Annotated in this window: 22 protein-coding genes and 1 pseudogene; 18 read left to right on the forward strand and 5 right to left on the reverse strand. The window is 58.4% G+C overall.

The window, feature by feature from the left end:
- Nucleotides 1-12: 12 nt before the first annotated feature.
- The 6 genes and pseudogenes from P8K07_09540 (at nt 13) to P8K07_09565 (ending at nt 3,584) form a co-directional block, all read left to right on the forward strand.
- Nucleotides 13-789 carry an exodeoxyribonuclease III gene (locus tag P8K07_09540; GenBank protein MDG1958764.1) on the forward strand — a complete coding sequence of 259 codons (777 nt, stop codon included), beginning with the start codon at nt 13-15 and terminating at the stop codon, nt 787-789.
- Nucleotides 786-1,328 (forward strand): annotated as a pseudogene (locus tag P8K07_09545) (Maf family protein). Before P8K07_09540 ends, P8K07_09545 begins: the two are co-directional and overlap by 4 nt.
- The gene (locus P8K07_09550) at nt 1,326-2,060 is read left to right on the forward strand and encodes a YggS family pyridoxal phosphate-dependent enzyme (GenBank protein ID MDG1958765.1); all 735 of its coding nucleotides are present in this window, start codon (nt 1,326-1,328) and stop codon (nt 2,058-2,060) included. Before P8K07_09545 ends, P8K07_09550 begins: the two are co-directional and overlap by 3 nt.
- A 3-nt stretch (nt 2,061-2,063) precedes the next feature.
- Nucleotides 2,064-2,876, forward strand: coding sequence for a pyrroline-5-carboxylate reductase (gene proC, locus P8K07_09555; protein ID MDG1958766.1), 813 nt, complete (start codon nt 2,064-2,066; stop codon nt 2,874-2,876).
- Between the two features lie 22 nt (nt 2,877-2,898).
- On the forward strand, nt 2,899-3,225 hold the full coding sequence (locus P8K07_09560; protein MDG1958767.1) for a YggT family protein: 327 nt from the start codon (nt 2,899-2,901) through the stop codon (nt 3,223-3,225).
- A gap of 29 nt (nt 3,226-3,254) precedes the next feature.
- Nucleotides 3,255-3,584 carry a zinc ribbon domain-containing protein gene (locus tag P8K07_09565; protein ID MDG1958768.1) on the forward strand — a complete coding sequence of 110 codons (330 nt, stop codon included), beginning with the start codon at nt 3,255-3,257 and terminating at the stop codon, nt 3,582-3,584.
- Nucleotides 3,585-3,665: 81 nt separating this feature from the next.
- On the opposite strand, the gene P8K07_09570 is transcribed toward P8K07_09565, so the two are convergent.
- Nucleotides 3,666-4,112, reverse strand: a complete 447-nt coding sequence (locus P8K07_09570) for a hypothetical protein (GenBank protein ID MDG1958769.1) — start codon at nt 4,110-4,112, stop codon at nt 3,666-3,668.
- A 171-nt stretch (nt 4,113-4,283) separates the two neighbouring features.
- Here P8K07_09570 and P8K07_09575 point away from each other — a divergent pair, with 171 nt between their 5' ends.
- From P8K07_09575 to P8K07_09620, 10 genes are all read left to right on the forward strand, one after another.
- Nucleotides 4,284-6,071 (forward strand): glycosyltransferase family 39 protein, encoded by a 1,788-nt coding sequence (locus P8K07_09575; GenBank protein ID MDG1958770.1) that lies wholly within the window; start codon nt 4,284-4,286, stop codon nt 6,069-6,071.
- Between the two features lie 26 nt (nt 6,072-6,097).
- Complete coding sequence (gene nuoB / locus P8K07_09580) at nt 6,098-6,706, forward strand: NADH-quinone oxidoreductase subunit NuoB (GenBank protein MDG1958771.1); 609 nt, start codon at nt 6,098-6,100, stop codon at nt 6,704-6,706.
- On the forward strand, nt 6,699-8,363 hold the full coding sequence (locus tag P8K07_09585; protein MDG1958772.1) for a 2Fe-2S iron-sulfur cluster-binding protein: 1,665 nt from the start codon (nt 6,699-6,701) through the stop codon (nt 8,361-8,363). Before nuoB ends, P8K07_09585 begins: the two co-directional genes overlap by 8 nt.
- On the forward strand, nt 8,363-8,908 hold the full coding sequence (locus P8K07_09590) for an NADH-quinone oxidoreductase subunit I (protein MDG1958773.1): 546 nt from the start codon (nt 8,363-8,365) through the stop codon (nt 8,906-8,908). The genes P8K07_09585 and P8K07_09590 overlap by 1 nt, the downstream gene beginning before the upstream one ends.
- Nucleotides 8,909-8,910: 2 nt before the next feature.
- Complete coding sequence (locus P8K07_09595; protein ID MDG1958774.1) at nt 8,911-9,477, forward strand: NADH-quinone oxidoreductase subunit C; 567 nt, start codon at nt 8,911-8,913, stop codon at nt 9,475-9,477.
- A 1-nt stretch (nt 9,478) separates the two neighbouring features.
- Nucleotides 9,479-10,690, forward strand: a complete 1,212-nt coding sequence (locus P8K07_09600) for an NADH-quinone oxidoreductase subunit D (protein ID MDG1958775.1) — start codon at nt 9,479-9,481, stop codon at nt 10,688-10,690.
- A gap of 11 nt (nt 10,691-10,701) precedes the next feature.
- Nucleotides 10,702-11,208 (forward strand): NAD(P)H-dependent oxidoreductase subunit E, encoded by a 507-nt coding sequence (locus tag P8K07_09605; protein ID MDG1958776.1) that lies wholly within the window; start codon nt 10,702-10,704, stop codon nt 11,206-11,208.
- A 7-nt stretch (nt 11,209-11,215) separates the two neighbouring features.
- Nucleotides 11,216-12,502, forward strand: a complete 1,287-nt coding sequence (gene nuoF / locus P8K07_09610; GenBank protein MDG1958777.1) for an NADH-quinone oxidoreductase subunit NuoF — start codon at nt 11,216-11,218, stop codon at nt 12,500-12,502.
- A gap of 5 nt (nt 12,503-12,507) precedes the next feature.
- Nucleotides 12,508-12,792, forward strand: a complete 285-nt coding sequence (locus tag P8K07_09615; protein MDG1958778.1) for a hypothetical protein — start codon at nt 12,508-12,510, stop codon at nt 12,790-12,792.
- A gap of 114 nt (nt 12,793-12,906) precedes the next feature.
- The gene (locus P8K07_09620; protein ID MDG1958779.1) at nt 12,907-14,367 is read left to right on the forward strand and encodes a hypothetical protein; all 1,461 of its coding nucleotides are present in this window, start codon (nt 12,907-12,909) and stop codon (nt 14,365-14,367) included.
- Here P8K07_09620 and P8K07_09625 read toward each other — a convergent pair.
- Together P8K07_09625 and P8K07_09630 are read right to left on the reverse strand one after the other, a co-directional pair.
- Nucleotides 14,364-15,359 (reverse strand): alcohol dehydrogenase catalytic domain-containing protein, encoded by a 996-nt coding sequence (locus P8K07_09625; protein ID MDG1958780.1) that lies wholly within the window; start codon nt 15,357-15,359, stop codon nt 14,364-14,366. The two genes, P8K07_09620 and P8K07_09625, sit on opposite strands and share 4 nt — an antisense overlap.
- Complete coding sequence (locus P8K07_09630) at nt 15,337-16,029, reverse strand: hypothetical protein (protein ID MDG1958781.1); 693 nt, start codon at nt 16,027-16,029, stop codon at nt 15,337-15,339. Before P8K07_09630 ends, P8K07_09625 begins: the two co-directional genes overlap by 23 nt.
- 474 nt (nt 16,030-16,503) lie before the next feature.
- Between P8K07_09630 and P8K07_09635 the strand changes: the two genes are divergently transcribed.
- Together P8K07_09635 and P8K07_09640 are read left to right on the forward strand one after the other, a co-directional pair.
- Nucleotides 16,504-18,027, forward strand: a complete 1,524-nt coding sequence (locus P8K07_09635) for a sulfatase (GenBank protein ID MDG1958782.1) — start codon at nt 16,504-16,506, stop codon at nt 18,025-18,027.
- A gap of 122 nt (nt 18,028-18,149) precedes the next feature.
- Nucleotides 18,150-19,013 (forward strand): sulfatase-like hydrolase/transferase, encoded by an 864-nt coding sequence (locus P8K07_09640; GenBank protein ID MDG1958783.1) that lies wholly within the window; start codon nt 18,150-18,152, stop codon nt 19,011-19,013.
- On the opposite strand, the gene pgl is transcribed toward P8K07_09640, so the two are convergent.
- Together pgl and P8K07_09650 are read right to left on the reverse strand one after the other, a co-directional pair.
- Entirely contained in the window at nt 19,010-19,723 is a 714-nt protein-coding gene (pgl, locus tag P8K07_09645; protein MDG1958784.1) for a 6-phosphogluconolactonase, read from the reverse strand. The genes P8K07_09640 and pgl overlap by 4 nt on opposite strands.
- Nucleotides 19,713-20,132 (reverse strand): VOC family protein, encoded by a 420-nt coding sequence (locus tag P8K07_09650; protein ID MDG1958785.1) that lies wholly within the window; start codon nt 20,130-20,132, stop codon nt 19,713-19,715. The genes pgl and P8K07_09650 overlap by 11 nt, the downstream gene beginning before the upstream one ends.
- Nucleotides 20,133-20,169: the final 37 nt, after the last annotated feature.

The following is a 20,169-nucleotide window of genomic DNA, read 5'->3' on the forward strand; positions in this document are numbered from 1 at the left end:
TGAAGTTTCTCCATGCGGATTGCCTCTTGGAATATCAACGGGATGAAGGCGCGCCTGGGCTACCTGAAGCATTGGCTGGAAGCACGGCAACCAGACGTTGTCGGTTTGCAGGAATTGAAGATGCAGGACGACCAGTTCCCCCACGAAGCACTGGCGGAAATCGGCTACCACGCGGTCGTTCACGGACAGAAGGCCTGGAACGGCGTGGCGGTACTGACACGCGAGAAGCCTGCGGAACTTGTGTGCCGCGGACTGCCCGGGCAGGAGGAAATGGGCTCCCGGCTGATCGCTACCCGCGTGGATGGACTGAACTTCATCACAGTTTACGTTCCGAATGGGAAAAACCTTGAGCACGAAGACTACCAGCGAAAGCTGAAATGGTATGACGACCTGCAGCGATTTCTCGTCGATACATTCGACGCGGGCGACCCCCTTGTGCTCTGCGGTGACTTCAATATTTGTCCCACCCCGCTGGACTCTCACGGTGGGGAGGGCGCCGACGGCAATATTTTCCATACGACGGCAGAGCGCGATCGCGTAACGACCTTGTTGGGCTGGGGCTTCACGGATCTTTACCGCCACCTCCATCCCGACGAGCAGACCTTTTCCTGGTGGGATTACCGAGCCGGTGCATTTCCGCGAAACCGAGGCTTGCGAATCGATTTCCTCCTCGGCACTCCGGCCGTGCAGGAACGCGTCCTGCACGTCGAAACCGATCGTGACTATCGCAAGAAAAAAGATGAATTATCCGCATCCGATCATGCGCCCGTACTGGCGGATCTTCGATGAGGAAGGTGATTCTCGCCAGCGCGTCGCCGCGGCGCCACGATCTCCTCGCGCGCATCGTGTACCCCTACACAATCGTGCCCGCCAATATCGACGAATCGCCACTCCGGGGGGAATCACCAACCGACTATGTGCATCGCCTGGCGCGATCAAAGGCTCTGGCCGTGAGTGCCGACTACCCGGCGCATGCGGTACTCGGTGCCGACACGATCGTGGTGCTCGATGGTGAGATGCTTGGCAAGCCCCGAGACCCGGAGGACGCCCTTCGCATGCTTGGAAGGCTCGCCGGAAGGCAACATGAGGTCCATACCGGCGTGGCCTGGGCACTCAATGCGCAGGTGCGTCATTCGGGACACTTCACGAGCAAGGTTCATTTGCGCGAGAGCAGCGATCAGGAACGAGCGGCGTATGTCGCGACAGGCGATCCAATGGACAAGGCGGGTTCCTACGCGATTCAGGGCGACGCGGGATCGCTGGTGACTCGGGTCGACGGATCGATCACAAACGTGATCGGATTGCCGCTTGCCGAAACGGAAGCCATGGCTCGGTCTCTGGGCCTCGATGCCCCGCAGGGCCCGCTGCCGGCCGATGCCGTAGAGCGTCGGTTTCGGGCCGTGAGCGGAGAGATTCAGGCAACCGCCGCCGCGCATGGTCGAGGTGTCCACGACGTCGATCTCATCACGGTGATCAAGGGCCTGCCGGTGGAACTCGCCGAGGCTGCCGTTCGGGCGGGAGCGCGCGACCTTGGCGAAAATTATGTCCAGGAGGCACAGGCAAAGCGCTCTCGGATCGGCCCCGGACCTCGCTGGCATCTGATCGGACCGCTGCAGTCCAACAAGGCGAAACTCGCAGCTGCAAATTTCGATCTCATCCACACAGTGAGCCGCGCGAAAACCGCGACGGCGCTGGCGCGACACGCCGATGGCGATTGCCGGATGCTCCTTCAAGTGAATATCAGCGATGATCCGGCCAAGGCAGGCTTGCGGATCGAGGAGGTCGAGCCACTGGCCGAGAGCCTGCGCAACGAGCCCGGAGTTATCGTGGAGGGTCTCATGACGATCGGTCGCGCGGGCACGTCCGCGCAGGCGACGCGTGCCAGCTTTGCGGCTCTTTCGGAATGCCTGAAAGATTTAAGGGCTCGAGAGCGGGTGCAAGGCAGCACTCTTTCCATGGGGATGAGTGCCGACTATGATCTGGCAATAGCGGAAGGGGCAACACTCGTTCGCCTCGGGACGGCGATCATGGGACCGCGGTCACCGCGGGAGGAGGGGTAGGGCATGGAAACGATCGGATTCATCGGAGCTGGAAACATGGCTTGCGCTCTCGGCGGCGGCATTGCGCGGGCCACCGAATCATCATCTTCCTTCGAGGTGATTGCCAGCGATCCAAGCCCTGACGCACGCAAAAGGTTTACAGAGGAAGTGGGCGGCGCCACCTGCGATAGCGTGACGGAACTGGCGCGCCGTGCGGATGTGGTGATCCTCGCCGTGAAGCCACAAATTTTACCGAATCTTCTTCCGGAGATTTCGGCAGCCAATCACCGAGATTCTCTGATCGTATCGATCGCCGCCGGTATTCCTCTGGCCTTCATGCAGGCCGGGTTGGGCGCGTCCGCAAGGATCATCCGCGCGATGCCGAACACGCCGGCCCTGATCCGGCGCGGAATGACCGTGCTGGTGCCGGGGACGGCTGCGACGCCGGAAGATCTGGCCTTGACGGGGCGTCTATTTGCGACGGCAGGCCGGGTGCTGACGCACGAGGACGAGTCCGTCCTCGATGCGGTTACTGCCGTGAGTGGCAGTGGGCCCGGCTTTTTCTTTGCGTATGCCGAAGCGATGATTGCCGCCGGGATTCGGGCGGGACTAAGCCGGGAGATGACTGAAGTTCTGGTCCAGGAAACCCTTGCGGGGTCGGCTGAGCTTTGGCGGTCTTCCGGCAAGGCGGCCGGTGCGCTGCGTGAGCAGGTCACGTCGCCGGGGGGAACGACCGAGGCGGGGCTTGCGGCGCTGAATGACGAGGGCCTGGCGGCGGCGGCCGATGCCGCCGTTGCTGCAGCGACGGCCCGTTCCCGACAGTTGTCAGGAAACTGAGTCTCTGCAAGGAGAAGTAGATATGTTTGTGATGGGGAATTTCCTTCAAGCTGTTGCTGCCGTTCTCGACGCGCTACTGAATCTCTATTGGTGGCTCATCATCGGGTCGGTCGTGGTTTCGTGGATTGGCGCCGATCCCTACAACCCGATCATTCGTTTTTTGCGTGGCGCTACCGAGCCAGTCTTCTATCAGATACGCACCCGTCTCCCGATGGTCTTCGGTGGCATGGATTTCACACCGATCGTCGTTCTGCTCGCGATCCAATTCCTTCGGATTTTCCTTGTACAAAGCCTTTATCAGGCTGCGGACGGACTGGGTGGACAAGACCGGCTTGGATTCTTACTCTAGAAACTCCGGCGCAATGGGGGTGCGTTTCAATGCCTATCTACGAGTATGAATGTTCGAAATGCGGTGTGGTCGATGCCATGCAGAAAATCACCGAGGAGCCGCTCAAGACGTGTCCGGTGCCCAAATGCCGTCGAAAAGTCCGGAAGTTGATGTCGAGCACGCAATTCCAGCTCAAAGGATCGGGTTGGTACGTAACCGATTACGGCAAGGGCGGGCAGAAACCAGCGGCAGGCGAGGGTGGCGCCTCGGATTCCTCAGCGGGCGCGAGCAAAGCGGATGGCGATGCGACGGACACCAAAAAGCCCTCCAAAAAGAAGTCCCCAGCAAAGAAGAACGCGAAGAAAAAATCAGCCGCTTGAGCTCGGCAGGCGCCGATTTTCGACGAAAAAAAAGGCCGAGACCCTTGAGGTCCCGGCCTTTTCACGTGGAAAGAAGAGACCTCAGGCAGCTTTGTCTTCTGCGAGGGCGGCGATCTTCTTCTCCAGACTGGAAACCTTCCGCTTGAGCGCATCGACTTCGCTTTTCGTGGACAGGCGCAAGCTTTTCGCGAGGTTGCTGACGGCCTTCAGGAATTCCGACTGGAGGCTCTCGACCTGCTTTTCGACAAATGGCGGAATTGTCAGGAAATCTGGCCAGACGCCGGCACGTTCTTCGATCGATTCGCGGGCATCGTCAAGGTTCTTGCGCACTAACTTCAGAGTCTTTTCGGTTTGTTCGCGGGCATCGTCCAGAGCCTTCTCCGACCGATTGCGAACCTCGCCTGCGGTGGTTCGCACCATCTCGCGAGCCTTTTCGTCGAGTTCCTTCATCTGCGCCATAGCGCCGTCCAACGGTGCCCAGGCGGTGCTGTCTTCGCTCGTCGTCTCGTCTGCATTTTCCATTAGCATGACCTCCTGACTAGTTTCATAACACGGTGCGTCATCTGCGGCAAGAGGTCGCCTTGCGGCAGGGATTCTGCCATAGAGTCGATCGGGGGGAATGTGCCAGGCGGGGGGCTAGCTCAGGGGAAAAGCCCGGGGCTTCAAGGATCGCGACAGTGACGTCCCCCGGGAAACATCATGAATCAGAAACGCGTTCTTCCTTGGCTCGGCTTTGCGCTGGTGGCCATCCTGTTTTTTTCACGGATAGCCGGGTTCTCGTTTCAGGATCCCGATGAAGGCCGATACGCGCGGGTGCCTCAAGAGATGCTGAATGCGGGCAACTGGCTGACACCCAGCCTCGCCAGCGTTCCCTATTTCGAGAAACCACCCCTCTTCTATTGGCTAGTGGCCAGCGCCTACAGCCTCTTCGGCCAGAGCGAGGGAGCCGCCCGGGCGGTTCCGGCACTAGCGGCTTTCCTCACGGTCTGGATGACATTCAGCTTCGGCCGTCACCATTTTGGCCAGCGGGCAGGGCTTCTCGCTGCCGGCATTCTCGCCACAGCACCTCTGTTTTTTATTTTTTCGCAATCGCTCGTGATCGATATGGTCCTCACGGCCTGTTTTACGGCGACGATGTTCGCCTTTTACCGGGCATGCGAGGCCGAGGCGAAAACGCGCTGGGTATTAGCCACCGTCGTCGCTGCTTCGCTAGCGATCCTCGCCAAGGGGCTGCTCGGCTTGGTGCTTCCCGGCGCGATTGCCGTGCTCACGCTGATCGTTCGGCGGGACAGCGCGACTCTTCGCGCTCTGTTGCGACCCGCCCCGATCGGACTTTTCCTCCTGATCACGATGCCCTGGTTCATCTGGATGAGCGCCACCCACCCAGAGTTTTTGCAATATTTTTTGATCGAGAACCATTTCGGACGCTTCCTCGATGCAGAGGGCTATGGAATCGCTCATCCCGAGGGACCCTGGTTCTACTTGCCGGTCATGCTCCTTACCCCTCTGCCGTGGTCCTTGGCGCCATTCCTTCTCGCGGGGCAAACAGCCACGCGCAGGGCGTTCGGTCTCGTCCGTAAGGATCTACTGGTGTTCTTCCTCCTTTGGGCGCTTGTCGTGATTTTGTTCTTTTCCGCGTCCAGTTCGAAACTTCCTCCCTATGTTTTGCCAGCGTTTCCCCCGCTCGCGTTGCTTCTTGGTGCATGGCTTGATCTGGCAATGGACGAAGAGCTCGAGGAGCCCTTGCTGCTCCGGGTGATCTGGCCCGCCCTGATCAGTTTGGGCATTTTGTTTCTGATGGCATCGCTCGGGGCGCTCCTGTTCGGGGGATTTCTGGCGACATCTTTTCCGGGGAACGGCAGCGAGATTTTGGCGATTCGCAACGCGGTGTTTTTCGCTGGAATTGCGCTGGTGCTTGGCGGCGCTCTTTGGGCCCGGCAGCGTCGCTCCCGGCTTCCCGTCGATCTGATTCTGCTGATGATTTTGACGATAGGGGCGACCGAACTCGGCGCCGTGGGCGCCCGGAGTGTCGCCAAATCCGGACGCGCGGCGGCACAGATTCTGAACGATCAGGCTGAACCTGAGGATTTGATCGTGATGTACCGGCAACTCAGCCAATCGCTGCTGTTTTACGCCGACCGCCGCCCCATCCACCTCGATGACTTCGTCGAATTGACGGAATTGGTCGCCTTGATGCCCGCCGCCGATCGCGAGCCATGGTTCTGGAAAGGAAATGAGCAGCTTCTGGAGGCATGGAACTCCCCGAGGCGGGTATTTGTCTACATCAACGAGCGAAACCTGGCGAAACTGGAGCCGGAATTCGAGCGTCCCTATCGGGTGCTGGTTCGAAACCGAAAACGTCTGCTCGTGGACAATCAGGGAGGCGCGGACGACAATCGGGCCTCCGCAGGCTCAAAAGTGGGCGAAGTAGAGAAAATCGCAACGGATTCGGCTCGCAATCTGGCGGGGTCCTCCCCCGATCGCTAGAGTTATCTGTAGAAAGACAAGTCTATATGGCAACGGAAATTCAAGAATTCTTGAACCCGGACGGACGTCCGGGCGGTTCGGACACACGCGACTCCTTTTTCACCTCGAAATATGAGGATGCTCTCGCTTGGGCACGGAAATACGCGATGTTTCAATATCCCTTTGTGACCGCGTGCTGCGGGATGGAGTACATGTCCGTTACGGGGCCTCGGTATGATGCCGACCGTTTCGGATTGACTCTGCCTCGTTTCACGCCGCGACAATCCGACCTGCTGCTGGTCGTCGGGACCATCACCCAAAGGCAGGCTCCGATTTTGCGGCGAGTTTGGGAACAGATGGCCGATCCCAAATGGGTCATGTCGTTTGGGAACTGCACCAATTCCGGTGGGCCCTACAATAATTATGCGGTCTTGCAGGGCATCGATCAGATCCTGCCGGTCGATATTTACATCCCCGGCTGCCCCCCGCGTCCGGAGGCCGTCATTGACGGCTTGCTGAAACTGCAGGAACGAATCGAGCGGGAGCATACCGGTCGGCCCGTAGAAAATATTCACGGGGGCATCAAGGCATTGGACTATCAAGCTGGAGAGCCCGCCAAGGTTGTCCCGGGCAGGGTTCCAAATCATCATGAGTGAAGAAAAGCCCGCAACCGAAGAGGCGACGGTACGTCTGACGATCGACGGCCTCGAAATCGAGGCACAGCCGGGACAGATGTTGCTCCAGGCCGCCCTCGACAATGGCGTCGAGATTCCCCACTACTGCTACCATCCGAAGTTGTCGATCGATGGCTCCTGCCGCATGTGTCAGGTCAAGGTCGAGGGTGGCCGCAAATTGGCGATCTCCTGCAACGAGCCGGTCCGCGATGGAATGGTCGTGGACACCAAATGCGACGAAGTGAAACACGCCCGTCAGGGAGTGATGGAACTGCTGCTGGTCAACCACCCGCTGGACTGTCCGATTTGTGACCAGGCCGGCGAGTGCTTTCTCCAGGATTATTCGCACGGCTACGGTCGCGACCACGCTCGGACAACGGCGCCGCGGCGCAAGGGGGTCAAGCGGGCTCCGATCGGCGAGCATGTGGTTTTCGATCAGGAGCGGTGCATTCTTTGTCGCCGTTGTGTGCGATTCACCCAGGAAATTACCGAAACCGACGAGCTCAGGGTTTTCGGGATTGGCGATCACTCCCACATTGGCACGATGCCCGACGCACCTCTGAACAATGATTATTCGGTCAATGTGGCCGATATCTGTCCCGTGGGCGCTCTTCTCTCGAGTGATTTCCACCATAAGAGGCGTGTGTGGTTTCTGGAGGACACCCCCAGTGTCTGTCCTTCCTGCTCGAAGGGCTGCAACGTCAATGTGGGCGTCTTCAAAAATGAAATCCAGCGGATGGTGCCACGTCGCAACGATGACGTGAATGATACCTGGATGTGTGATCACGGACGACTCCGATACGCCTTCACGAGCGATGAGACGAGAGTCCGGCAAGCCTTGGTCCGCAATGACGCTGGCGACTTCACGGAGACGCCGTTTCGCATCGCTCTCGAGGCAGCAGCCGATTTAATCCGGCCGAGCCTCGAAAATCCGGAAGCTTTCGCAGTAATCGCATCACCTCATCTGACGAATGAGGAAAGTTTTCTTCTCGCGGACCTGTGTAACCACAAGATCCCGGCGGGACACGTTACATTGCCCGTCATCCGGGGAGACGCAGACGGCTTTCTGATTCAGGAAGAGAAAGCAGCCAACGCCACGGGAACGCGCGCGATGGGAATCGAGGAACGCGGCGATGGTCTGCGTGGTCTGGCAGAAGCAATTCGCGTCGGCACGGTAAAGAGCCTCCTGGTGATGGGGGGCGACGCCCTTTCGGTTCCCGAAGGTGAGGGCCTTCTCGATGTACTCGGCGATCTCGAGTCGCTGATCTTGATCACCCCGAATCAAACCCCCATCAGTGAACATGCGAGCGTCCTGATTCCCGGTGCCACATTTGCAGAAAAAGACGGATCATTCACAAACGGGGAGGGGCGTGTGCAATGGATCTCGCGAGCCCTGAACCTCCCCGAGGGCGTGGAAACCGAAGGCGAGACGTTATCTCGAATCAAGGCATTTCTGGATAATGCGAAGCCTGAACCTTTCGACGCCATCACAACTCTGGGGAAGGTCGCGGAGTCCGTTCCCGAATACGCTCATATCAGCCGGGCCGAGCTTGGTGCTGACGGACTCCTGTCCGGAATTCAGGAAGCACCCGAACCGGAACCCGAACCCACCGAAGTCACAGCGTCGGGAGAAGCCTGATGGCCACCAAGGTAGTCACGATCGATCGCGACCAATATAGCAAGGCCGCCGGCCCGTTCGGCATCAAGGCCTTCATTTCCGGCTTTCGGGTAACGACGAGCCATTTTCTCGGAAACCTGATCGGTTGGATCCGTGGAAAGCCCACGGTGGCGACGGTCATGTTCCCCGAGGAGCACCTCGCCAAGCCTCCCGCTTTCCGGGGAATGCCGGTCCTCGTCGAAATGGAAAACGGCAAGGAGCGCTGCGTTGCCTGCGGCCTTTGTGAATGGGCTTGTCCGGTAAACTGCATCCATATCGAGCCTGGTGAAACGACCGACGAGGTCGAGCGATATCCGCAAGTCTTCGATATCGATATGAGCCGATGCATGTACTGTGGTCTGTGCGAAGAAGCCTGTCCGGAAGAAGCAATCGTCATGAGTGATCGTGTCGAAATCAGTGCATTTACGCGGGCCGGCACCCTTTGGAACAAGAGTGACCTCCTCACCCCGGTGGCACAGGTGGCCCGACGGCTGGAACACATCCGTCGGGACTACGATCGGAGATAAACGTGGCGGATCAGGAAGAGACCGAAACGAAAACGGAAGATTCGGAGACCGCCCAGCCCGAGAAACTGGAACCTCTTGCTCCCGTATTGGAGAGGCTGCGCGAACGGCTCGGCGATCACCTTATAGCGACTTCCGACTACCGCGGTGATCTTTGTGCCACGATTGCACGCGAAGCCACGATCGAGACTTTTCAATGGCTTCGCGACGAGGAACATTTTGATATGCTCGCGGATCTCACGGCGGTAGATTATCTCGGTCGCGAGCCGAGGTTCGAGATGGTCTACCACCTCGTTTCCGTCGAGACCTCAAATCGACTCCGCATCAAGATTCCGGTCGCGCAGGCGGATGCCAAGGTGCCTACGCTCTGCGAACTGTGGCAGGGTGCGAACTGGCTCGAGCGCGAGGCCTACGACATGTACGGGATCGAGTTCACGGGCCATCCCGACATGACCCGAATCTACCTTTATGAAGAATTCGAGGGTCACCCCCTCCGCAAGGACTATCCCAAGGAGAAGCGGCAACCGCTGATCGGACCGGGTGCGATCGTGCGTACAGGCGAGGGGAGCTGAGATGGCAGATTCGGCAGCAGTTGTGCAGGAAGACACGATCGACCTTCCCTTCAAGACCCTCGAGATGAAGGTGGGGCCGTCCCATCCGGCGACGCACGGAACCGTTCGGATCCAGTTGGAATTGGATGGAGAGACTGTCCACGCATGCCGGGTGGAGGTCGGTTATCTTCACCGCGGATTCGAAAAGGAATGCGAGAGCGGACTCTACTATCAGGCATTTCCTTATACGGACCGCCTGAACTACGTGTCTCCGATGATCAACAATGTGGGCTACGCGCTCGCCTGCGAGAAGCTCTTCGGGATCGAAAGCCCCGAGCGATGCCAGTATCTTCGAGTAATTGCGAGTGAGGCCTCACGAATTGCTGACCATCTGACCTGTCTCGGAGCATGCTCGCTCGAACTGGGGGCATTCTCGGCATTTCTCTATGCGGTGGAAGCCAGGGAAAGCGTCTGGGACCTTCTCGATTCGATGTGCGGCGCACGAGTGACACCGAACTACGTAAGAATTGGCGGCGTCTCGCATGATATCGGTGCCGAATTCCCGGGATTGGTTGAGGAGAAACTCGCGGAGCTCGAACGGCTCCAAAAGGATTTTGAGGATTTACTGCTGGCCAACCCGATCTTTCGCGAACGGATGGAAAATACCGGCGTCCTCTCTCGCGACGATTTGATCTCATTCGGCTGCACCGGCCCGCTCCTGCGGGCCAGCGGCACAGCCTATGATATCCGACGGGTGGAGCCATACCTCGTCTACGACCGGCTCGACTTCGATATCCCGGTTGGCTCGGCAAGTGATAATTTCGATCGCTTCCTCATTCGGCTCGAGGAGATCCGTCAGAGCAGTCGCATGATTCGGCAGTGCATCGAGCAGATGAAGCCTGGGCCCGTTGATATCGACAATCCGCAGATCCGACTGCCGGGGAAGAGCAAGGTCTTTGGTCGGATGGAAGAACTGATCGGCCAGTTCAAGGTCGTGACCGAGGGACCGAAACCCCCTCCGGGAGAGGTCTATCAAGCCGTGGAGGGTGGCAACGGTGAGCTGGGATTCTATCTGGTCAGCGACGGCACCGGCAAGCCTCTGAAGTGCCGACCGCGCTCTCCGAGCTTTGCCAACACATCGGCAATGGAAAAAATGGTGGTCGGATCGATGTTTGCGGACATCGTCCCGACCTTCGATATGATCAATATGATCGGCGGCGAATGTGATCGTTAAGGAAAAATCCAATGGCACTTTCTGAGGAGCTGAAGTCACGTATTCGGGCAGAACTCCCGAAGTACCCTGAAAAGCGCGCCGTCTTGCTGACGGCCTTGCACTTTGTGCAGGAAGAATGCGGGGGATGGATCGAGCCCGAAGTGATTCCTGAAGTGGCGGAGATCCTCGAGATACCGCCGATCGACGTCAAGGAGGTCGCGAGTTTTTACGCGATGTTCAACGAAAGCGCGATCGGAAAGCGCCACGTTCGCGTCTGCACCGGATTGTCCTGCTGCCTGCGGGGGGCTCGGTCGCTGCAGGACGCGTTTGAGGAAGAACTGAATATTCGCCCCGGCGAAGTCTCCGAGGACGGATGCTTCTCGATTGGTTCGGTCGAATGTCTGGGTTCCTGCGGCTCGGCGCCGGTGTTGCAAATCAACACGCGGACGTACCTGGAGAACCTTTCTCCTGCCGATGCGCCAGCGATCCTGGAAAATCTGCGCCGCGAGATTACCGAAGACGAAGCCGAGACGGCCTGAGGATACGATGGAACAGCCACAATTGCTCCTGCCCGAGGGCGACGCAAATTTCTCCTCAATCGAGGACTACAAGGCGCAGCGCGGTTATGAAGCCGCCGAGGCGAATGTCGGAAAGACCAACCCGGAAGAAATTGTCTCTATCGTGAAGGAATCCGGTCTCAGAGGTCGAGGCGGTGCGGGCTTCGGCGCAGGGATGAAGTGGTCGTTTCTTCCCAAGGACGGCCGACGGCCACGTTATATCGCTTGCAACGGCGATGAGAGCGAACCCGGCACCTTCAAGGACCGGCAGATCCTCGAACGCAATCCGCATAAATTGATCGAGGGCCTTCTGATTGCCGGCTGGGCCAATACGATCGACGCGGCCTACGTCTATCTCCGCGGGGAGTATCGTGGTCCCTACGAGAATCTTTGCAGGGCGATCGATGAAGCCTATGAAGCTGGTTATCTCGGCAAGAATATCCTCGGCAGTGGGATGGATTTCGATATCTACGTCCATCGTGGGGCCGGCGCCTACATTTGCGGCGAAGAGACCGGGCTCATGGAATCTCTCGAGGGTCGCAAAGGCCAACCTCGCAAAAGACCGCCTTTCCCTGCGGTCTCTGGACTTTGGAAACAACCGACCCTGATCAACAACGTCGAGACCCTGGCCCATGTGCCTGCGATCGTGCTCGACGGAGCCAAACATTTCCTGTCCTACGGAACCGAGAAGAGCTCCGGTACCACAATCTTCGGGATCAGTGGTGATGTGCAACGTCCGGGTGCCTACGAACTTCCGTTCGGCATGCCTCTCGACGAGATGATCGAAACCGTCGCTGGCGGCGTCGCGCCGGGAAGAAAAATCAAGGCGGTGATTCCCGGGGGAACCTCGATGCCGGTGCTCACGGCGGATCAGATCAAGGGCCTCCCCATGGACCACGATTCCGTTCAGAAGGCTGGATCCCTGCTGGGGACTGGCGCTGTCATCGTGATGGACGATCGGCAGTGCATGGTTCGAGCCGCTTTGGTGATCGCACGTTTTTTCCGCCATGAATCCTGTGGGCAATGCACGCAATGCCGCGAAGGGACTGGCTGGATCTACAAATTATTCGCCAAGATAGAGAGCGGACAAGCCTCCATGGAGGACATCGATACCATCGATGAGGTCGCGAATTATATGGAGGGTCACACAATCTGCGGCCTCGCCGATGCCGCTTCCTGGGGGGCGGGTTGGTTTGTGCGGCGCTTCCGGGACGAGTTTGAAGCCCATGTCGAGCTGAAAGGCTGCCCGCTCGCCGAAACGTCGTTCGAGGTCTGAATCCGATGAGTCCAGAGACCGAAAAAGAAACTTCCTTGCGGCGTAATCAGGTCGTTCGCCTTTGGGGCACACCGGATCGCACCGAGGGCAGCCTCAATGACCCCCGGATTCGCCATGAAGGCGGCGTTCATTTTAACGAAAAATGGGTCTATGCGTGGCCCAAGGGCGAAGCGAGCCGCCCTCGAGAGCGAATCATATACTGGCAGCGCTATGACTTCGTCGGCGCGTGTCGTATCGAACAGGATGGCCACCGGATCGCCGAGGGACCGGAAGTTCTCGGCCAGCGATAGCACTCGGCATGGCAAGCATCGACGCAGACGCGCCGTGGCTTGCTGGTTTCTGAAGTCCGGGCTTGCTCTATGCATGGCCCCTGCGTACTCTCGTCTCAACCGGAGGACGACAGGATGAAGACTTTGCATACCTTACCGGCCCAGGCTCGCTGGTATTTGATTGGCCTTGCCCTATGCGGGGCTGTTGGTTGCGGCTCGGAGAAAAAGCCACAGCCTGTGCCAGATGGCGCTCAGGTACTCCTGACTGACGGTGATCGGCTCCTGCCCAATTTTGAAATCCTCAGCATCGAGTCGGCGAATATGGCCGCTGACCGCTCAATTTCGTTTATCGCATCACGAACTGGCACGGACACTCTCAATGGAGTCTTCTTCCGGACGCCCACCGGTCAAATCCGCTCCATCTTGGCACCGGGGTCTGCCCTCGCGGGAGATCTGCCGCTGACAAGAATCCGAAAACTGAACATGGCCCAATCAGGCCAGTTCGCCTTCAGTGTGGGCGACCAACTGGATGATAACACGATCTTCTACTCGGATGGCACCCGAACGAGCTTGATTGCGACAACGGAATCAGAGGAACCTCTCCCTGATTTCCGTATCGTTGGAGAGCTTCGTGTGGAGGAGGGCGGCGTCCTCGCCTTCAGCGACGGTTCCAATCCGTGCTCGGTCGACACATCCGGAGCTGTACAACGAACGCGCTGCCGCCTGCGACTGCAATACGGCCCTCCAGGAGATGTCACTGAGGTCGCTGTGCCCAATGATCTCGACGGACAGAACCCCACCGCGATCATTCTTCAGCTCAACGAAAGGAATCAGGCCGCTGTTGGTCTACCGGCTCGCGGGGAGGAGCCCTACGTAGGAATTCTCGATCAGGGCATCTTTACCGGCATTCTGTTCCGCCGTGAGACGCTTCCCGAATACGGAGTTCTCACAAACGCAAAACCTCGAGCGATGGGTAAGGACGGAACGATCGCGATTGATGGAGATTTTGATACCGATGGCGACTCGGACCGCGATGTGGAAAGGGTTCTTCGCTACCGTAGCGGTGGGTTGGACCTTGCTGCATCAACGGGAGACGAAGTGCCCTTCGGCCAGAAGGAAATTATTGACCTGAATGCTGTCGCAGTCGATGACATCGGTCGGATGTACTATATCGCGGAGTTTCTCGGCGGCGGGGAAGAACGAGACCTGCTCCGTGTCTGGGACGGCACCACAAACACCGATATAATTTGGCAACGCAAGCGATATGGCGGCGAAGCCGAGATGGGCCAGGAACTGGAAATCACCGAGATCTTTCAGACTCGCGTCTACGGCGACGGGACCGTGCTCATGGTTGTCAGCCTCGGGTTTTACGAGGAAGGAACGCGCCGGATCACCTCCCGCCAATTATTGCGCTGGAAGGATGGCAAACTCGACACTCTCCTCGAGTCAAAGGCAACGATCGGAGATGGCACGCTGGTCGGATTCCAGATTGCCGATTTGAACTCGTCAGGTGACCTCCTGCTCATCGCGGAGATCAACGTCCGCGCGAACCGTGCGCTCCTTTTGCTGCCCCGCGAGGATGTGTTGCTGCCCTAGATAGCGACTTGCACCTTGATCGACCCCGAGTCCTTGTCGAGTGCGGTGGAGAAAGCTTCATCCACCTGCTCGAGGGGATAGCTATGGGTCAGCAAGCGTGCCGCTATCGCATCCCCATCATCCTTCAGGATTTGATGGGCCGTCTCGAAATCAGCGACCCCCGAGGCTGTGCCGTAGCACATCGCTCCCACCATCCGGATTTCCTTGCACATCAATTGCAGAGCCGGAAGCAGCGGCGGATCGGCAAACACGCCGAGAACGACGATCGTGCCGCCCGGACGAACAGCGCTCAGGGCCTCGGTAATTGTCGCGCCATCCCCACCGACGGTCTCGTAAACCAGATCGTAGGAATTCTCCTGAGACTCGCCGGGCTGGAGGATCGATGTCGACCCCAATTGCTCGGCGGCCGTCCGCTGGTGGCTGCGCTTCGCGGTGATGTCGACGCTGGCGGCGCCCGCCCTGACCAGACAGAAAGCCGTCAGCAAGCCGATGGTGCCCCCACCCAGAACAAGAGCCTTCTTTCCCACCGGCGATGGCCCCAAACGTAAGGCGTGTACGGCCACGGCGACCGGCTCGGCGAAAGTGGCTACTTCCGAGGAGAGACTCTCGGGGACACGATGGATCTGGCTCGGTAATACGTCGAGAAACTCGGCAAAACCGCCAGGTCGGTCGACGCCAACCAGCCCGAGCTGTGTGCATAATTGTCGTGAGCCCGCCTTGCAGTAGGAACAGGCCCCGCAGCTTCGGACGGCCTCGACCGTCACCCGTTCCCCGGCTCGCACGCTGCTTCCTTCCGGGACGTCGCCGGTGACTTCGCCGACAATCTCGTGGCCGGGACAGATTGCCGGAACAAACCCATGTCGGAACCAATGCAGATCCGAACCGCAGATACCGCAGCGGAGAACCGACAGTCGAATCTCTCCGGACGGAAGCGGTGGAAGGTCACGTTCGCCACAGGCGACATTCCCCTCAATGCCAACCAAAGCCTTCATCTTCTCCAAACTGCACCTCCTGCAGGCTCAGTGATCGCACGGAGACGGGATGAAAGAAACCGGTCCGGCGGCAGAAGTACCCGCCGCCGAACCCTCTCTCTACCGACGCTTGCGCGCGACCGTCTTGGACTTTGCTGCTTTTTTCTTGCCAACGGCGCTTTTCGCGACAGACTTCTTTCGAGCTGCACTCTTCCGGGCGACGGCCTTCTTGGCCACCACCCTCTTCTTCGCTGCGGCTACCTTCTTCGCGACTGTCTTCTTGGCGACCTTCTTCTTCGCGACGGCTTTTTTCGCAACGGCTTTTCTCTTGGTGACGATCTTTTTCCGGGTAGCGGGAAGCTTTTGCGCCGCCAACTTCTTGGCCCCTGAGGCGCGCGCGGGTTTTACCTTGACGGCTTTTTTCGAATTCTTCTTCGCCAGCGCAGCTGCCTTTTTCTGTGCGGCAAGCTTTTTTGCAGCGCTCTGTTTGCGCGACTTCTCGAGCTTGAGAACAGCGGCCTTTTCCGAGAATTCCTTGCCGCCTGATTTGTAGCGCCCTCGCACCTTCGGCTCGTAGCGAAGTCGCATACTTAATTTGTGCCGTTCGTAACACCGCTTGCACCGCCACCCCTTGAAGGCGGGTTCGCTGCAAAGAACACAAAGTCCCAATGCGCGGTGTTTTCGTTGCCATCTTGCTTGTCGACTGATCTGTGATTCGTCTTTCATTTGATCCTCCTGCTATGGCTCCGGTTTCTCCCACCAGTGGATGCCAAGGGGTCCGGAACCAGATAATTCATGCTGAATTGACTACTTGCCAACTCCGTCACACGTTGGAATCGCTAAAGGACTCGCCGGATTCAGTCAATGCAGGGAGAGACGCCAGCAGACGAGCGCGGTCATCCGATTTTTCTCGAAGCGAATGGGCTCCGCGGACCGAGGCCGCCGCGGCGAGTGAGTTAGCCAAATCCGCAAATGCGCCGATAGCAGGAAAGTATGAGCGATTTCGGAGTATTACATGCTACATAGGGAAGCCCATGAAAAAGTTCTGCGGAAGTCTGTAGCCCTCGACGTCGAACCTGCGTATCTTGCTGGGACAAACCTTTCCCGATTCCGCCGGGACTTTGCCGGCTTTAATTCATCTAATATTCACTAGGAATTCCGTCCGATGACTACCAAACGCTCCCACGACCGCCCGAATGTGATCGTGGTGCTTCTCGATACCCTGCGCGCAGATCATCTGTCCTGTTACGGAGCGGCAAATCCAACGTCGCCAGAGATCGACCGCATTGCGCAAAAATCGACGCTCTATGAGAAGGCAATTTCCCCCGCGGCCTGGACGCCGCCGGCGCACGCGAGTCTATTCACCGGGACGTTTCCGTCCCGGCATAAGGTCGACCGAAGCAATTTGACCCTGGGCCCGGAACTTGACCCCTTGCCGGAAGTGCTCCAACGCGGTGGCTACCGCACCTATGGAGCATCCAGCAACTATTGGCTTTCGCGTGAAACGTCCTTCGATCGAGGTTTCGACGAATTCATGCATAGTTGGCAGATGGTCCAGACCAGCGGCACCAACGCGCCGCTGGCACGCCAACAGCGAAAGCAGGACCTTGGGCTCGATACGCTCCGCATGCCGGCCGAAAAACCGAGCCGATATGCTCAAGAAGCGAACCGCCTCTACGAGAAGGCGACCAACAAGCTGCGGAACCGGATGCAGGCCTACGATGACGGCGCCTGGCGAGTTGTCCGTCAGGCACGCCGATGGATGCCGCAGTGGGTCGAGCAGGAGCAGCCCTTCTTCGCGTTTCTCCATTTCATGGAGCCCCATATTCGGTATTCCGCACCCGGCGAATACCACCTCAGACATATGCCCAAAGGAGTCACTCCCCAACGTGCCGCAGCCGTCAATCAGGACCCGTGGAAATTTCTGACCGGCCAGACCGAAATGACGGAGGAGGACTTCGCAATCCTGGCCGGGCTCTACGATGGCGAGATCAGCTACGTGGACTCGCGAATCGGAGAACTCCATCGGATGCTGACTGATTCGGGTCTGATGGAAAACACGGTGTTTGTGATCACCAGTGATCACGGAGAAAACCTCGGCGAGCATGGTTTGATGGATCACGCCTATTGTCTCTATGACACTTTGGTCAATGTGCCGCTCATCATCCAGGGACCCGAGGGTTTCCCTGCCGGGCAACGCGTGAGCCGGCCCGTTCAATCCGCGGGACTCTTCGCTACCGTGCTGCGGTTGGCCGGTCTCGACGAGGATCCTGCCTGGCAGCAAGTGCAGGCAAGAGACTCCCTTCTGGCCAACGACGTGGCCCAAGGCTCGGCGGAGGAGCGCTATACGTTTGCCGAGTACCGCGAGCCCCAACCACCACTCGCCGTGTTGAAGCGTCGCTTTGATGGCTTCGATGGCGGCTATTTTGACCGTTCGCTCCGAATGATTCGGAATGAAAAACACAAGTATATTTGGACTTCCGACGGCTTCCCCGAACTTTATGATTTGGCAAAGGACCCGGGTGAATCGCAAAATATTGCGAATATTGAGCGGGAAAGAGCCGAAACGATGGCGCGGGAGATGGAAGATCGTCTCGGGAAATTTGAAGCCCCGAACTTATCCGACGAAGGGCTCGATCTCGACGACGACACCGTCAAGAAGCTCGAACAGCTTGGCTATCTGGCCTAGGCTTCAGAAGGAATCAATGCATGGCAATCTGGGACCGCATTATTGGAAGCACAGGCGATCAGGGACAACCTGATTCCACAGCGAAAGTCGCGCCCGCTCTGAGGCGACAGGAAGCCCTGCCGATGCTCGCGCAGGAGGGACTGAATAACTATATCATTGTCATTCTCGACAGCTGTCGCTTCGATGCCTTCCAGAAGGCCCGCCCCAAGACGATCATGCGTCTCGGCGAGCTCGAACGACGTTGGAGCTACGCCTCCTGGACAGCACCTTCGCACTACAACCTGCTTATGGGGCTGCTTCCACATCACAGCCCGCAACAGGTCTATGCGTCCGATTATTACAAAAAAGACTTTCTCAACTATCAAAAGCGTCTCGGGGTCGATGATATACAGTTCAAAAACATGGTTCCGCAGCTGTTTTTACCGTCCTATCTAAAGCATCGCCTCGGATATCGAACGAATGCTCTGGTATCCATGCCCGTCCTGAACCCACAAACCCTGCTCAACAAGGATTTCGATCATTATCAGCTGATGGACAAGCATAACGATATGGCTGCAATGCTCGACGTGATGGAGTTTCGCGAAGACCGCCCGTCGTTTTACCTTCTCAACACTGGCGAGACCCATTACCCGTACGCGTTGCCTACCGAAACCGAAAACGATTGGCCGAAAATTCATGGTGTCAACGGCGTCTTCAAGCACCTCGACGATCAGGTGGTCGGAGGCAAGCTGGTCGATGACGATGACGAGCCCGACGACTTCTTCGATCAACCGAAGTTGGACGAGCTTCGCCAACGGCAGATCGATACGATCGGGTATCTCGATACTGTTTTCGAGCGGCTTTTCGATACCGTGCCGAGAAACACCTTCATTACCGTCACGGCCGACCATGGGGAACTCTTCGGTGAAGAAGGCTACTTCGGTCATGGGCCCATAGCCCATGAGAAAGTCTATGAAGTTCCCTTCCTTGAAGGGAAGATCCGCTAGAGGAGATCTGTGTAAACGAGCCCTCGCGGGCAACGTCCAACCAGCTTGGCCGGGCAGTCCGCCAGAGAGAGACTCGGTTCCTCCAGCATTCCGAGCGCTTTTCGTTTATCGCCCCCGTAGACCATCAACACTGCAAGTCCGGTCAGTTCCAGCAAGCCTCGCGAGGCGGTGATTCGTCTAGGTGGCGGCTTGGGAGCATTGTCGACCTCCAGAAAGAGCCTGCCCGTCGTCAAAATGGCCGGGTGATGCGGAAAAAGGGAGGCGGTATGTCCATCTTCGCCTGCACTGAGGACCGCGACATCGAACCGCCCACCCCATTTTTGAAGCTCCGCCGCGTAAAGTGATACGCCACCATCGGCCGCGCCTTCTTCCCAGCGGAACGGGTGGACATGTTCGGGGAGCAACCGCCCGGATTGCAGGAGCGGGGCCACCAGACCGGCGTCGACAACCTGCCAATTGCTCTCCGGACTCGAGATCGGCAGCATTCGCTCGTCTGCCATGAAGATGTGGATCTTTCGCCAGGGAAGCTCCAAGGCAGCCAGATGAGCGAATACTCCAGCCACGCTGCGGCCGCCAACCACAGCCAGAATAGCGTGGCCACGGGCATAGGCGACCTCGGATAACGCGGCGCCGACTTCCTGAGCCGCAAGCCGATCCAGCTCTTCGCGTTTTCCGCGTATCAAAGATTCGGAGAGGAACCTACCATTCACCGAAGTTCTCCATCGTGTCCCACGGCGCGCAAGCAGGGAGGGGCGTACCTTGCTGCAGGAGCTCGATCGAGATGCCGTCCGGCGATCGAAGGAACGCCATATGGCCATCCCGAGGCGGCCGGTGAATCCGAACGCCCTTGTCCAAAGCCCTCTGACAAACCGTGTAGATATCCTCGACCCCGTAGGCCAGATGGCCGAAATTGCGGCCCCCGCCATAAGGCTCCGGATCCCAATTATACGTCAATTCGACTTGAGCGGCCTCGTCTCCGGGCGCCGCGAGAAAGACCAAAGTAAAGCGTCCGGCTTCAACCTCCACTCGTTGGACTTCCACCAGCCCCAGAACGCCGCAAAAAAAATCAAGGGAAGAGTCAAGGTCGGTCACACGCACCATTGTATGCAGATACTTCATGGCTCTCCTCTGCCGCACTCTCGCCGGTCGCGCAAGC

Source organism: Candidatus Binatia bacterium (assembly GCA_029248525.1).
GTDB lineage: Bacteria > Desulfobacterota > Binatia > UBA12015 > UBA12015 > UBA12015.